The 13,728-nt window shown below is 68.8% G+C and carries 15 protein-coding genes and 1 pseudogene; 9 read left to right on the top strand and 7 right to left on the bottom strand.

The features are described from left to right. Positions 1-156: 156 nt before the first annotated feature. The gene (locus tag ACFYZL_RS39260; protein WP_388685894.1) at positions 157-468 is read right to left on the bottom strand and encodes a hypothetical protein; all 312 of its coding nucleotides are present in this window, start codon (positions 466-468) and stop codon (positions 157-159) included. Next, on the bottom strand, positions 465-770 hold the full coding sequence (locus ACFYZL_RS39255; protein ID WP_388685891.1) for a hypothetical protein: 306 nt from the start codon (positions 768-770) through the stop codon (positions 465-467). The genes ACFYZL_RS39260 and ACFYZL_RS39255 overlap by 4 nt, the downstream gene beginning before the upstream one ends. A 519-nt stretch (positions 771-1,289) precedes the next feature. On the opposite strand from ACFYZL_RS39255, the gene ACFYZL_RS39250 reads away from it, so the two are divergent. Both ACFYZL_RS39250 and ACFYZL_RS39245 read left to right on the top strand, forming a co-directional pair. Further along, on the top strand, positions 1,290-2,273 hold the full coding sequence (locus ACFYZL_RS39250) for a GNAT family N-acetyltransferase (RefSeq protein ID WP_388685889.1): 984 nt from the start codon (positions 1,290-1,292) through the stop codon (positions 2,271-2,273). Positions 2,274-2,922: 649 nt separating this feature from the next. Beyond that, on the top strand, positions 2,923-3,069 hold the full coding sequence (locus ACFYZL_RS39245) for a hypothetical protein (RefSeq protein ID WP_388685886.1): 147 nt from the start codon (positions 2,923-2,925) through the stop codon (positions 3,067-3,069). 56 nt (positions 3,070-3,125) lie between these two features. Here the strand turns inward: ACFYZL_RS39245 and ACFYZL_RS39240 are convergent, their stop codons facing one another. Then, positions 3,126-4,061, bottom strand: coding sequence for an XRE family transcriptional regulator (locus tag ACFYZL_RS39240; RefSeq protein ID WP_388685884.1), 936 nt, complete (start codon positions 4,059-4,061; stop codon positions 3,126-3,128). Positions 4,062-4,640: 579 nt separating this feature from the next. Between ACFYZL_RS39240 and ACFYZL_RS39235 the strand changes: the two genes are divergently transcribed. The 5 genes from ACFYZL_RS39235 (at position 4,641) to ACFYZL_RS39215 (ending at position 8,481) form a co-directional block, all read left to right on the top strand. Beyond that, a complete protein-coding gene (locus ACFYZL_RS39235; RefSeq protein WP_388685881.1) occupies positions 4,641-4,928 on the top strand; it encodes a hypothetical protein in 288 nt (95 codons plus the stop codon). A gap of 1,020 nt (positions 4,929-5,948) precedes the next feature. Then, positions 5,949-6,530, top strand: a complete 582-nt coding sequence (locus ACFYZL_RS39230) for a hypothetical protein (RefSeq protein ID WP_388685879.1) — start codon at positions 5,949-5,951, stop codon at positions 6,528-6,530. 494 nt (positions 6,531-7,024) lie between these two features. Beyond that, positions 7,025-7,255 carry a hypothetical protein gene (locus ACFYZL_RS39225; RefSeq protein ID WP_388685876.1) on the top strand — a complete coding sequence of 77 codons (231 nt, stop codon included), beginning with the start codon at positions 7,025-7,027 and terminating at the stop codon, positions 7,253-7,255. Position 7,256: 1 nt separating this feature from the next. After that, a complete protein-coding gene (locus ACFYZL_RS39220) occupies positions 7,257-7,829 on the top strand; it encodes an RNA polymerase sigma factor (RefSeq protein WP_388685874.1) in 573 nt (190 codons plus the stop codon). Beyond that, positions 7,822-8,481: a hypothetical protein gene (locus ACFYZL_RS39215; RefSeq protein WP_388685871.1), complete on the top strand. Its 660-nt coding sequence runs from the start codon at positions 7,822-7,824 to the stop codon at positions 8,479-8,481. Before ACFYZL_RS39220 ends, ACFYZL_RS39215 begins: the two co-directional genes overlap by 8 nt. Positions 8,482-9,039: 558 nt before the next feature. Here ACFYZL_RS39215 and ACFYZL_RS39210 read toward each other — a convergent pair. Together ACFYZL_RS39210 and ACFYZL_RS39205 are read right to left on the bottom strand one after the other, a co-directional pair. Continuing rightward, positions 9,040-9,375, bottom strand: a pseudogene (locus ACFYZL_RS39210) (helicase associated domain-containing protein); the annotation flags it as partial. Positions 9,376-9,884: 509 nt separating this feature from the next. Next, positions 9,885-10,730: an IS5 family transposase gene (locus ACFYZL_RS39205; RefSeq protein ID WP_388685869.1), complete on the bottom strand. Its 846-nt coding sequence runs from the start codon at positions 10,728-10,730 to the stop codon at positions 9,885-9,887. Between the two features lie 143 nt (positions 10,731-10,873). On the opposite strand from ACFYZL_RS39205, the gene ACFYZL_RS39200 reads away from it, so the two are divergent. Beyond that, a complete protein-coding gene (locus ACFYZL_RS39200) occupies positions 10,874-11,068 on the top strand; it encodes a hypothetical protein (protein WP_388685867.1) in 195 nt (64 codons plus the stop codon). A gap of 108 nt (positions 11,069-11,176) precedes the next feature. On the opposite strand, the gene ACFYZL_RS39195 is transcribed toward ACFYZL_RS39200, so the two are convergent. Beyond that, a protein-coding gene (locus ACFYZL_RS39195) for an IS5 family transposase (protein WP_388685865.1) occupies positions 11,177-12,099 on the bottom strand; the annotation gives its coding sequence in 2 pieces (ribosomal slippage) (positions 11,177-11,737 and positions 11,740-12,099; 921 coding nt in all). Between the two features lie 119 nt (positions 12,100-12,218). On the opposite strand from ACFYZL_RS39195, the gene ACFYZL_RS39190 reads away from it, so the two are divergent. Then, a protein-coding gene (locus ACFYZL_RS39190; protein WP_388685862.1) for an IS5 family transposase occupies positions 12,219-13,099 on the top strand; the annotation gives its coding sequence in 2 pieces (ribosomal slippage) (positions 12,219-12,579 and positions 12,579-13,099; 882 coding nt in all). A gap of 50 nt (positions 13,100-13,149) precedes the next feature. Here the strand turns inward: ACFYZL_RS39190 and ACFYZL_RS39185 are convergent. Then, positions 13,150-13,590, bottom strand: coding sequence for a hypothetical protein (locus ACFYZL_RS39185; RefSeq protein WP_388685860.1), 441 nt, complete (start codon positions 13,588-13,590; stop codon positions 13,150-13,152). Positions 13,591-13,728 lie beyond the last annotated feature (138 nt).

Genomic DNA, 13,728 nt, shown 5'->3' with positions numbered 1-13,728 from the left:
GACACCTGCCCGCACCGACTCGGGCGTGAGGGCGGCGTCGCGGATGCTCGGTGCGGCGGGCTGGCTGGGCCGATCGCGCGGTCAGGTCCGTGGAAGCGCCGCCTGCCGCCGACGAGCAACCAGGCTCTGCGGACCTCGCCCCGACATGTGGCGGGGTTACTGCCAGAAGAGGGTCTCGATAACGATCTGGGGTTCGGCGACGCGCGGCGTGAAGATGTAGCGCAGCCACCCGCGCCCGCGGTCGAAGTACAGCAGGTGGGCCCCACGGGGCTGGGTGGAGCGAACGGGCTCGATGCTGATCTTGGCCCTGTCAAGGTGATCGTCACGGTATGGATGGCGTGAGCATTTCAGCTCGGTGACCGCGTCGATGATTTGGTCTCGCACAGTTGCGGGAAGGCTGTCGCGGTATTCGGCGGCGCTCTTGGTCCAGTCGGTGGCCCATGGCGGGCCTGTGAGGTCGTTGGTCACTCGCCGGGCCCGAGCAGGCTCGCCCGGCGGTGGATCTGCGCTGCCTCTTCCAGGAGTGCCATGGCCTTGTCCGGGTCGGCGGACTGGGCGGCCCGCTCTTCCAGATCGCGCACATGTCGGTCGAGCCCGGGATCGCGGGCCAGGGCGTATTCGGCCCACCACCGGGCCAGGAATGCCGGCGCCGCACTGATGTCGTAGGTGTCCGCGATCCTCGCCCGCCAGTTTGCCTCAAAATCGGCCAGGAGCTGGGGCGTGTGCGCGGCGATCGCGGCACGCAGGGCCGGGATGCTGCGTTCGGGCATGGGGGGCACACCATGAGGGCGCCCGGGGGCGGTGGTCACGTCTCCTCCTGCAGTCGACGCCCGTCACGATAGTCGCCGGCGCCGGATGACGTAGGTTGTCGCGGCAACTTGTCGCCCAGGGTCGCCGAGCACCTGGAAGTCGCCGATGGCGGCCACCCGCGGACCGGGGTGCGGTTCGCGGCGTCGTGGGGTCCCGTGACGTCCTGGTCCGCCCGGATCTCTTGCGGAGGCCAGTGCCGACCGCGCCGTCGACCGGGGCTGCCTCTCCTCAAGCAGACCCTGACCTGAGGGGCGGGGCTTTGTGTCCCACTGGCCGTTGTGGGACCTGCCGCCACGCGTGATTCTTCTGTGGCTGAGGGGTGCCGCCCTGCTGAGGGGCGGCACCCCTTTTTCGTTCACCTCGTTGCCCTCGTTCGCGACGGGGCCCGTTTTGAACGCGGCCGGCTCGATGAGCGGCCGCATACGACCGCGGTGTGAATAGGGTGGCGGGCCTGCCTCGAAGTTCGAGATCATCCGGTCATGTTGGATGGCACGGCAGGACAGGACCTTCCGGTCGGCGTCAGGTTCCGGCCGTATCGCGGCGACGAGGACCACGGCGCCATGGCCGCGGTGAGGCTGGGGTGTGTCGAACGGGACCGGGTCGATGCCCATTCGGTTGTGGAAGGGCTCCCGACAGCGGCCGAGATCGCCGAAGCCTCTGCCAAGTTGGAGGAGCCGTCCAAGAACCAGATCCTGGTGGTGCTCGACGGGAGCGTCGTCGGCTACTCGACGATCCGGTGGTGGCAAGAGCGGGACGATACGTGGCTGTACCTGCACCGCGGCTACCTCTTGCCCGAGCATCGCGGCCAGTGCATCGGATCAGCCATGCTGAGCTGGGCCGAAGAGCGGATCCGCCGGCTCGTCGAACAGCACGGAACGGCGCGGACGGCAGTGATCGGCGCGAACGCCATGGCCTCCGAGCAGGACGCCACGGCGCTGCTGCGCGCGGCCGGCTACCGACGTGTCTTCAGCCTGGTCGAGCTGGAGCTGGGGGATCTGCAGCAGTTGCCCGAGCCGGACAGCCAGCTGCCGGCCAGGATACGGACAGGGCCGATCGGGACAAGCCACTACCGTGCAGCTTGGAGAACGGTCGTTGATTCGTACGCGAATACCGGATTCACCCAGAGATGGCCTTTGCAGGACTTCGTCGACACCGCCGACCCGGCGTGCTGGAGGGCTGCCTGGAACGGGCGGGACATGGTTGGCGTCGCCCTCTGCTCCATCCGCCGTCACGACCACACCGTGGGCGAGGTGGAAGAGCTGAGTGTCCGGACGGACCAGCGACGCCTTGGAATCGGCCGGGTCCTGCTGCTGGACGGGTTGCGAAGCCTTCGCGAGCAGGGTGCAACGACCGCCCGGCTGTTCACGGGCACGGCAAATCCGCACCGGTCCTGGGACCTTTACGAGAGTGTGGGGTTCCGGCGGCAGAACGAGTACGTCCGTTACCGCAAGCCGCTTGCTTGATCGACCGGTGACTGGGCTGTCTGATCATTCCACAGGATTTGACAATGCCTCAGGAGAAGGGACTGCTCGGGCGCCTGGGGCCAGGCGGCCCTGGAGCCGGCCGAGGTCGCCCTTGGTGGTCGCCGGAGCGGTCGCGGCCGTGACCGCTCCGGCCGTGCTGGGCTGGTGGCGGCTGTGGCCGGCAGTGGCGGACCTGGTGCACGGGCCGGGCATGTGGGCCGCGCTGCGTCCGGTGCGCGGGGTGGCCCGGATGTTAGACGACTGGCGGGCGGTGTACGCCGTCCCGGTGGGCCGCCGCTCCCCGCGCGCCGCCCTAACCCCGGTTGTCCCGGGCCGGGACCGGGGTGCAGTTGGGGGAGGTGGGGCGCATGGCCCGGGTGGGCCGGGCGGCGGTGGCGTCCTGGCGCCGTTGGCACGCCGGCGCTTGCGGAACTGCGCACCCGGTCGCTCGCCACTCCATGACCCCGTGACCGATCGGTCACCGGTCACGCCCGTGACAGTGACCGATGGCCGATCGGTGGCTGTGGTTGGGAGGCTTTGTGTGCCCTGGGCGACGGGGCCGGTTCGCAGGGGAAGGGAGGTACGAAGGCGGCACCCCACCAGCTCAGACCGCCAGGACAGCCAAATTGCGAGGACCGGCGAGGACTGCGTGTGCGAGCGGCACGACTGCGGCGGCCTGGACCCGGTCCTCTGGTGCGCCGAGCACGGGGACGAGGTCACCCCGCTGCTGGACTGGCACGCGGGAGGCGGCCTGCGCTGCGCGCAGCTCGCCCGTGGCAGGGAGGCAAGCGGGTAGGGGCCCGTTGGCTGCGAGTGGCCCCGGCGCACTCTCGGGTGTGCCGGGGCCGTTGGTTATGCCCGGATTTCGCCTACGAGCATGCGCAGGGTGAGGCTGTGCTTTTCGGGCGGCAGGGCGTCCATGGCGGCGGTGGCGTGCGCGACGCCGCCCGCCCTGTCGCCGGAGCGGGCGAGCATCAGCCCGCGGTGGAGTTCGAGGTGGGTGGCGAAGCGGGGCAGGCTCGGCGGGAGTTCGGCGAGGGCCTGGTCCTGCGCCTCGGTGGCGGCTTTCTCGTCGCCGAGGCGGGCGAGGAGCAGGGACCGGAAGACGTTGAGCCGCCACCACGGCACCGCATAGTCGGAGGTCTGCTCGTGCGAGCCGGCCGAGTCGAAGACCCGCCGCCCCCGGTCGTCGAGCGCGAACGCGGTAGCGCGGTCGCCTCGGAGGGCGGCGGCGTGGGCCTTGCCGTAGATCGCGTTGAGCAGCCCGAGGGAGGGCCGTTCGTCGAGGGCGAGGGCGAGGGGCTGGTCGGCGAGGACGTCGGCGACGCCGAGGGAAGCCCCCTCGTACCCGAGGGCGATCGCGGCCCGCCCGCGCACCCACACCCGCGCAGCCGGATCCCCGGACTCGTCGGCAGCGGCGGCAGCCATCCGGTACCAGCGCACGGCCGCGCTGCCGTCGGATCCCGGGAACGTCTTCGCGTACAGGGTCATCAGCCGGGCGGCCACTGACCACAGGCGCGGCTGGTCGAGCTGCTGCTGTACGACGACGAGTTCGCCGGCGACGCGGCGTTGGATGTCGGCCGCGCCCATGGACATGTAGTCGGTCCCGTACGCCGTCAGCTTGGCCTCCCACGTGTCCGCAGACGGCCCGCTGGCGAGGCGGGCGGCGAACCCTTTCGCGAGGAGGTCGGAGGCGACCACGGGCGCTATGGCCGTACCGGCCACGTCGGTCAGGAACTCTCTGCGCAGCATGGGGTCCCCCAGCACGGACAGCGGGACGTCGAGCACCCGGGACAGCGCCGCGAGATAGAACCCTCTCGGTGCGCACTTCCCGCGCTCCCACCGGGCGACGTACTCGCGTGTCAGAGTCGTCCCTTCGGTGCGCCAGACGGGCCTGGGCCCAACCGTGCGCGGTGCGCAGGTCGCGGATCAACTCCCCGATGCCCATGCGCCCATCTTGCCCCTGCCAACGCCCCTGCCCGGGGGTTTCTCGCGCGGCCGAAAGTAAAGGCACCAGCCCGACCCACGAACGGGGTGCACCATGAACGCCACCGACCACACCCACGCCCACACCGAGGCTTTGAAGCTGTTCCCCCCGGCCGCCCTCACCGCCCCGCCCGACTGCGCCCGCTGCCAGGACTACGCCCACCGCCGCGACACGGCCGCTGGCCCCCTGCGCGGCACGGTCGTCACGGACATGCAGGTGCTCACGAAGCGCTGCGCGGGCGGAGGGGCACCGGTGACCGGCTGCCGCCGGTTCCACGTCGGCGAGGCGGTGTTCGACGGGGAACGGCAGGCGCGCGGCGAAGTGGTCGGGCTCTACCCGTCCCCGCTGCTGGTGCGCCTGGTCGACGCGGGCGGGCTCGAGTGGAGCGCGCGCACCGTGGCGTGCGAAAGTCTGGGGAAGCGGCCGGCGGCAAGCGGCCTGTTGCGCGGGAGGTGGAGGCGGTCCGGGTCCCGCCGGGGCGCAGGGTGGTGGACTGCCCGCCCACCGAGCTGCCGGTCGGCGACCAGGTCATGGCGGGCGGCAGTTTCGTCGACATCGTCGACCTGCGCTATCGGCATGGCGGCACCCGTACGGTGATCCTGCGCGGCGGCGCTGTCTGCGTCGCGGAGCGGACGATCCGGGTGTACCGCCTTCATGTGGCGCGCTGACTCCGGTCCCCGCAATGGACCTGCGTATGCGTGCTGCGGTCGATTCGTAGAGATGACGTGGCGAGGGCCCCTCCATCTGAGTGAGGGGCCCTCGCCGTGTGCGTTGCTTTGTTCATGAGAACGGGCGGCATGTGCCCTCTGAAACGGCAGGCTCACAAGGGGGTGCAGATCACTGTCGCGACAAGGTTGCCTGGATCGAGGCCGGTGTTCTTGGCTTGAACGAGCCAGCCCCTGCCGCCTGGGCTGAGGGAGTTGTCGTGAACGAAGAAGTTGTCGCCGTCGAACCCCCAGCCTCCTCCCGTCGGTACCCATCCCGCCGGACAGTTCGCTACGGCCATGCTGTACGTACCTCGTGGTACGGGCACAGGGTCGCTTCTGAACTCGCGGTGGGGAGCAAGCTGGGCTGCCTTTCTCGCCTCCGGCTGGCCGGCGGTGTCCTGGGCGACTGCGATGGTTGTCCCCCCTGTGGCGAGTACTGCGGCGGTTACCAGGGCGGGGATCGGAAGGCGTCTCATCTCGACCTCTCATGTTGCGTGAGCGCGCTGAGACCTTTGTATGCCCTGTGCCCACGGCGATTCCCTCTGCTGCGCGTTCGACGCAAGAAGAATCGATGCTCCTCTGCGAATGGAGTACCCCCGTTCCTGGTCGGACGTGCGGTGCCGACGTGTCTGTCATTTCGGCACCGACCATCTCGCCTGGTCTGACTGCCACTCCTGACGAACTCCCGGTCGGGTTGCCTTGATGGCGGTCCGCGCTGTGGTGCGTGACGGGGCGCAGCGAAGTCTTTTGGTGCGGGTTCAGGCGTTTTCTGGGGCGTGTCCCAGGGTGCCACGCGGTGCCCCGCGCCGCCCTCCGGGCCCTGGCGGGCCCTGCGGGCGAAATTGCCGGGCGCCTGCGGCGCCTTTTTCCGGCAAAAAGTTGCTGGCCCTGCGCCTTCGGCGCGCACCGGGCCAACAAGCGAGGGGCACCGCGCGGCCCCTGGGACACGCCCCAGAAGCCCCTAGCGGAAGGCCACCCCCTATGACCATGCCCGTGCCCATGACGGTGCTCTACTGCTCGCAGTGCCCAGCCGGTTCCCCCTCCTCGTACCGCGCGCAGCCGGACCGGCTGTTCCGGTGTCTGGCGTGTGGGCACCTGCTCGATGTGCGGGACCTTGAGTTGGACCCTGAAGAGTCGTGGGCCGTCTCCCGGGACGGACTGCTCGGCTACACCGTCGAAGAACCTGAGGCGGTCGCGTACGGCCTCGACGGGGCGTTCGCGGCGGTGCACCGGGGCGCTGATCTCCTGGACCGCCTCGGCTTGTCGGACGGCGAGCGGGCGGCGGTGACGCTCGCGGTGTGCGCGGTCCTGACCGAGCTGGAGACACCGGGCGCGACGCTCGACGATGTCACGCGGTCCTGCTTCGAGTCCTCCCTGCCGGAAGTCGCGGCGCGCCATGGGTGGCGGGTGCGGGCTGCGGAGGCCGGGCCGGTGTGCCCGGAGTGCGGGGGCGCGGTGGTGCTGGCCAGTCGCGGTTGGGCGTCGTGCGCCGGCTCGGGCTGCAAGTGGGGTGACATGGCTGCCGTGCTGACTGGGTCGGTGGCTCCGGGGTGGGAGCGGTGAGCGGCGGGCCGATAGGCCGGATAGGTGATCTGAGGGGCGGCCTGGTGCCGCCCCTCTTGTGTGACTAATGGGGGTTGATGGACAGCCCTGCGGGCTGGCCCGCCCCCTGTGTGCCCTTCGGGCACGGGCGGGCGAAAGACGCTGCCCTTCGGGCAGGTCGCTGCGCTCCTGGGCCCCCTGTAGGCGCTGCGCGCCGGGGCCCGCCCCTGCGGGGCAAAGGAAGAAACCCGCTCGGGGCGTGCCGTAGGTCGGTCGAGCCCGCCGCGTGCACAAGGCGCGGCGCAGGGGCCCCTCCAGAGGCGAGTCGGCGGCGGCCCGATCGGGGCGTGGCCGCAGGCTCCTTGGCAGCTGTATGTGTCTTTGGCGGTGGTTATCGTGCGGCCCTCCGTTGTGTGGGCCGGCTCTCTGACCTGCAGGTGTCACGCGGGCAGGGAGTTCTTGCTTTAAGGGGCAGACGCGGGGCACCTGGCACCGCCATCTTGGGGAGGACAGCGATGGACCCTGCTGTGGTTCTGGCGGCGGTGACGTTGGCGTTGGGCTACCTGGTGAGAGTGCTGTGCCGCTGGAGTCATGAGCACTCGGAGATCCGCAAGACCGAGTTGGTCCAGCAGGGCCTTTCGGACCGTGTCCGGTCGTTGCCCGCGGGCAGCCGGATCGTCGAGAAGGAGCGCGGGCGTGAGGTGGAGATCGTCGTCGGTACTCCAGGTTCAAACGGATTGAGGTGACGTGAACGAACAGCCGGTGGTTGCCACAAAACCTGGGGGACAGCGCAAGAGTGTGCCTGTCCGTGTTCCGCGCGACGACTTCGACACTTTCTACGTGCAGGAGATGCGGGCCGTGACCGTGCATCTCATGTACCGCGGCGCGACTCCTTATGAAGCCGCGGATGCGGCGCACGAAGCATTTATCGAGCTGCTGCCGGAGAGATGGCGCGTCATTGAGCACCCGCGTGCCTACCTTCGACAGGTCGCGTGGACGAAGTACCTACGCCAGCCCCACCACCTGGAGTCACCCTTAGACCCCATTCCCGACAGACCCGGTGGCACTTGCCCGGTTGGCGCGGTCATCCTCAGCGACGCTCAACACCGGATCCTGAAGGCGATCCAGCAGCTGTCAGCGGCACAGCAGGAAGTCCTCTCTTGGCAGATGGACGGCTTTGAATACGCCGAGATCGCCAAGTTCACCGGTAAGACCGAGATGGCCTTGCGCACCAATGCCAAGCGGGGGCGAGCACGGCTGAAGGAATTGCTCGGCCTCACCACGCCTGGCCAGACCGAGGGAGGCGTTCCGCATGAATGACCACCTGGACCAGCACGCAGAAGCCGACGACTTGCTCGACGAGCTGCTGTTCGCCCACGCATCGGAGCTGCGCGAAACCGTCGGCGGGGTCATCGACACCGAAGCTGGGCTGGCCAACCTGAACCCCTTCAGGCAGGAGCTCGCCGTGTGCCAGTCGGCTGATGCGGGTGTCGTTGGTGCTGTTCCTGCATTCAGCGGCCCGGGCGCTCGCTCCCACAGCAGGGCAGTCGAGGTAGTGGTCGACGCCTTGGCGAGCGAGGCGGTGAAGGTGGGGGTACTCCATGCTCGGCTCAAAGGCATCCCGGACAGGTCGCTCGTGACCCTGACCCGAAGGCACTTTGATCAGCTCATCGAACACGCGTACGACTACCAGATGCACCTCGTGTGGCTTCACCGCGTTTTCACCGAGAACATCCGGGTTGAACGAGATGACGTTCTCGCGTCATTGGCCACATACATGGACGCGTTGTCTCTCATGAAGAGGTACTTCGAGATCCAGGCCAAGGGACGCGGGCTGGGGGGAAGGCGCCGAACCCTGTGGGTGAAGTACGCAGAGGAGCTGGAGGAGAGGATGGGTGCTCTGAGCAACCTGCGTGGAGACATTGAGTGGATCTTCGATGCCTCCGATGACCTCCAGGAGGTCAGGTTCTAATACCGAACACTGAACGTCACCCGCTCACGGGACCGGAGCTTGCTCCATCGTCCACCTGGCTGGCCTGCGAGCACCGGAGAGAGATTGGTGGGCGGGACTGTTCCGGCATGGATGTCGTCGGCCGCCTCGGCGGTGGGGTGCGCGTGCCGCTGGCACGACTGGGCCGCCCCGGACAGACAGCCAGCCACGGCTGGTGTCGTGTGGTCAAGGCGCGGCTGTGTGTCCGTGCCTGTGCCGAGCCGGCGTCGGCCGGGGGAGCGGGGCGCAGCCGCGAGCTGGTCGGCGGCGGGGCGGGCCCTGCGGCCGGCTGCGGGCTGTGCTGGCGGAGTTGCGGGGCGCGGGCTGGTGCCCAGGGCGCGACGTTCGATCATCCCTGACGGCCTTTGCCGAGGGCTGCAAGCTGCGTCCGCCGCAGCCGCCGCGCCCCAAGCGGCGTCGTAGCTGCAGGGTGCTGTCACAAACCAGCGTCGGTCCAACTTCGATGGCAATCGGTCCAGGTCCGGTGGCACGGGTCAACGGCCCCCGGGGTCTCGCACACTCCGGCTCAGCGCCGGACCGTCATGCCCACTCGATACCCAGCTTCGTGAGGGCGTCCAGCTGCTCCTGGGTGAGCTTGTCCCGTCGGGACTTGGTGTTCGAGACCCACACGCCCAGCTTCACGGCCACCGGCTCCGTCTCGCCGCCGACCGCGACTTCCTCGCTGTGGCCGCGCGGCACCGGCCGGTCGGCGCCTTCCCGTTCCACCCACTGCGCAAGGGCCGCAAGTCCCCGCTGGAACGCCTGCTGCGCCCCGCTCGGCCCCTTCGCCCCGCGACTGGCCGCGGGGGCGGGAGACGGGGCCTGGTCGGGCTGAACGCCCAGGACGGTCAGTCGCTCCTGCTGCTCGGGCAGCAGCGACGGCACCTGAGGATCGGACGCGTGGGGTGCTCACGGTCCGCCGGCTCGGTGGGTGTACTGGGCCAGGGCCCGGTCGACGAGGTGGATGCCGGCCTGGGCGGTGTAGCGCAGCAGGATGAAGTTGCCGGTGGTCCGGGCCGCTGGTCGCGGCCTCGGAAGAGGTCCAGCGGCATGCCGCCCGCGAGGCGGGCGGCGGGCCTGGAGGGGGCCCGTAGCCGGGACTGTACACAGCATCCGGCGCCCCGGTGCCGGAAGGAGCACGGCGATCTGCTTACTGAACGTCACGTCGCGACTGGGAAAGGGGGGTTGAGTGAAGGTGTTCAAGGCGCGTGAGGTGGTCTTCCCGTCCGTGGAGCGGTTGTCGTATCAGGGAGTGCGGGCTGGCCGTGAATTCTCCGAACTGGGCGCCTCCCCTCTCATGAGGCATCGTGAGGATCACGCAGACATGAATACCCGTGACTCATTGTCACTGTTTGAGAGGGCGTCCTGCTTGAAGAAGCGATGGTTCATGGTTTGTGCCAGGTTATGACTGTTTCACCTGTGGCTCGCTTCGCGAGGTTGGAGATCATCGCGAGGCGGATCATGCTCTCGGAGTGGGTGGGTTTGGTCTCGTAGTCACGGGCGGGGCGGCGGTGCATCATGATCCATCCGAAGCTTCGCTCGACGACCCAGCGCCGCGGGATCACGGAGAAGCCCTTGACCTGCTCGTTTCGCGGGACGACGTCGACGTCGATGCCAAGTGAGGCGCCGTGTTCAATCGCCTTCTTCTTGTAGCCGGTGTCGACCCAGGCCTTGCTGATGGTGGGGTGGTCAGTGGCGACGCGGGTGAGGAGCTGTATGCCGGCCTCGTTGTCCGAGACGCTGGCAGCGGTCACCATGACCAGCAGTAACAAGCCGAGCGTGTCGACAACAATGCTGCGTTTGCGGCCCACGATCTTCTTGCCGGCATCGGTGTCCTGGGTGTCGGTGGGTACGCTGGGTGCGGTCTTGACTGACTGTGCGTCGATGACGCAGGCACTGGGCTCGGCGGTACGTCCTTCCTGCTCGCGGACGAGTCGATGCAGGTGGATGCCGACTTTCTCGATCGTTCCGTCGGCGGTCCAGGCGCTGAAGTACCCGAAGACGGTGGTGTGCGGCGGGAAGTCGTGGGGCAGGTAGCGCCAGGGCACTCCGGTCCGGTTGAGGAAAAGGATGGCGTTCATGCACTCCCGCAGGTCGGCGACCTTTCCGCCGAGGTTGAGTGAGGTCCTCTGTCGCTCGGTCCGCCAGGCGGTCAGGATCGGCTCCATCAACGCCCAGCGAGCGTCGGAGAGATCGCTGGGGTAGGGCAGGCGGGAGGGCTGTGGGGTCATATGAACACTGACGCATGTGCCCCACACGGCCGCCATCGCTCGGACGGGCGAGGCAAAACACTATTCAACGGGCAATCCTCGAACCGGACAGGAGCTACCGAACCAACTGCACACGAAATGGACGCCCATCCCCCTCCAGGGATTTGCTGGCCCATCTGCGAGGCCGGGAGGCCCAGGGGGTCGCGGCCCTGCTGACCGCCGAGCAGATCGCCCCGCAGCGCATCCACGCCAACGCGCCAGTGAAGGACACCGTCGAGTTCCTCACCGACCAGCAGCTGCCCGCCCACGCTGCGCGGGAGCTGCGGGGCCTGGCCCACCGCATCGGCGTGTCGCTCTGACCGGGGGTGCGTCCTGTCGGCGTCCGGAGCCGTTGTGGTGCAGAGCTGGATACAGGTGAACGTACAGAGCTGGGAGATTCCCGGCAGAGGGGTGAAGTCATGGCCGCGCTAGGCAGTGTCTGGTGGCTCTTTGGTGAGGTCGCGGAGCCAGATCACGATGGCTGCGGTGGCCAGGGTGCCGTTGAAGATGTAGTCGCGTTTGTCATACCGGGTCGCGACGGCTCGGTGCTGTTTCAGCTTTCCGATGCAGCGTTCGACGGTGTTGCGCTGGCGGTACTGCTCGCGGTCGAAGGCCGGCGGGCGACCGCCGGCCTTGCCGCGTCTGCGGCGCTTCGCGCGCTGGTCGTCCGGCTGGGCGATCGTTGCCTTGATCCCGCGTTTACGCAGGTAGGCGCGGTTTGCGCGGCTGGAGTAGGCCTTGTCGCCGCGGGTCCTGTCCGGCCGGGTGCGCGGGCGACCGGTTCCGGTGCGGGCCACGTTCAGGGCCTGCATGAGGGGGATGAGCATCGGGCTGTCCCCGCGCTGGCCGGGCGAGGTCAGCCAGACCAGGGGGCGGCAGCGGTCATCCGCCAGGAGGTGGACCTTGCTGGTCAGTCCGCCCCGGGAGCGTCCCAGGGCCTCGCGGCCCTCTGCGTCCACACGCGTGCCGCCCCCTTTTGGGGGTGGTCGGCCGGGGCTGCGTGCCGGGCTCCGGCCGCGTGCTGGTGGGCCCGGCAGGTGGTGGAGTCGACGTTGACGGCCCACGAGCCGTCCGCGTCCCGGGCGGTGGAGTCGGCGCCGGCTTGCAGTGCTCGCAGGATCTTCGTCCAGGTCCCGTCGGCCGACCAGCGGCGGTGGCGTTCGTAGACGGTCTGCCAGGATCCGTAGCGTTCGGGCAGGTCACGCCAGGGAATGCCGGTCCGGGTCCGGTAGAGCACTCCGTTGACCACGGTCCGGTGGTCGGCCCACCGACCGCCTGGGGCGCCGGTCTCCGGGAGCAGTGGGGCTATGCGATCCCACTGAGCATTCGTCAGTTCATGCCGACGCACCATGACCGGCTCTTGCCCGGAACGGAAGTAGATCCACCATCCGGGCAAGAGCCATCAGACATTGCCTAAGGCCTGTCCGGCGGATCATGTGACTTTTCGACAGGTCGCTCGTTGGTTCGGTCATGGGTCGGGGGGATCTGACGAATCGCGAGTGGTCGCTGCTAAAGCCGCATCTGCCGCCTTCGGGCGGCCGGGGAGGCCGGTGGAACGACCACCGCACGGTCCTCAACGGGATCCTGTTCCGGATACGCACCGGTGTCCCGTGGCGGGACCTGCCGGAACGTTACGGCTCCTGGAAGACCTCCTACGAACGGCATCGCCGCTGGTCGGCGGACGGCAACTGGGACCGGATCTTGCAGGCGGTCCAGGCCGACGCCGACCTGGCCGGACGGATCGACTGGGGCATGGTCGGCGTCGACTCGACGTCCTGCCGGGCCCACCAGCACGCGGCTGGCGCCCGCAAGGCCAAGCCGCGGGTCCCGAAAAAAGAACGACGCCCCGGCACCACCGCCCCGACGAGGGACTCGGACGGTCCCGGGGCGGCCTGACCTGCAAGATCCATATCGCCGGTGAGGGTGGCTGCCGCCCCATGGCCTTCCTGCTCACGCCGGGCCAGTGGGGCGACGCCCCACAGATGATCGAGGTCCTCGACCGGATCCGGGTTCCCCGACCGCTGGGCGGACGACCTCGGACCCGGCCCGAACACATCAGCGGCGACAAGGCATACAGCTCCCGCCGCAACCGCCGTTACCTGCGAAGGCGCAACATCAAGCACACCATCCCCGAACCGAAGGACCAACGGGCCAATCGCCGACGCAGAGGCAGCGCAGGCGGCAGACCCACCGGCTTCGACCCTGACCGCTACCGGCGCCGCAACGAGGTCGAACGGACCATCAACCGCCTCAAGAACTTTCGTGCCGTCGCGACCCGTTACGACAAGAGGGCCTACGTCTTCCACGGCACCGTCACCGCAGCGGCGATCCGCTTGTGGCTCCGCCCATGATTTGCCGGCCGGGACAGCGGTGGGACGCCGAGTTTGGGCACGGCCTGCCGTCAAACCCGCCATCCGCCGCAGAACAACCAGGTCAATCGCTGTGTGAAGTGGTGCCGCCAAAGCCACCACGGCAGCCGACGGTGGGCAACGAACGACCACAGGTCGTCATCGGCTTCGTTGCCGCGCGGGCAAGCGCGGAGTAGCGCGAGAGATCGCTGGTCAACGGTCCGATGCAGACGAGCGACGTAGGCCAGAGCGATGACACCTTGGCGGCGGATCTCCGCATCCTTGGACTCCATCGCCTTCCTGACCCGCGGCAGAATCACGTCCGCGTCCGCGTGATTGAGTGCGAGAGCGATGACAGCCACCCCCATGAGCGGCTCACCCCGATCGAACGCGGCATCGACCTCCTCAGGCCGATCGATCCACCGCAACGTGGACCCGTCCTGCCAGTCCAGGACGGGCGTCGAATCGACGGAAGCGCTCTCATCGCGGTGCACGCCCCGACCTTACCGAGGCGCCCCACACCTCGATGACATCCCACTAGGTTCTGTCTGACAAAGGAGCTTGGAGAGGTTCGCGGAGCCAGAGGATGAGTGCGGCGAGGTGGACTCCGGCCTTGTAGCGGGCGGCCAGTT

It is taken from the genome of Streptomyces sp. NPDC001717, assembly GCF_042892775.1.
In the GTDB taxonomy this organism is placed as follows: domain Bacteria; phylum Actinomycetota; class Actinomycetes; order Streptomycetales; family Streptomycetaceae; genus Streptomyces.
Note: the sequence above shows the minus strand (reverse complement) of the source record. Positions and strands in the feature narration are given on the sequence as shown.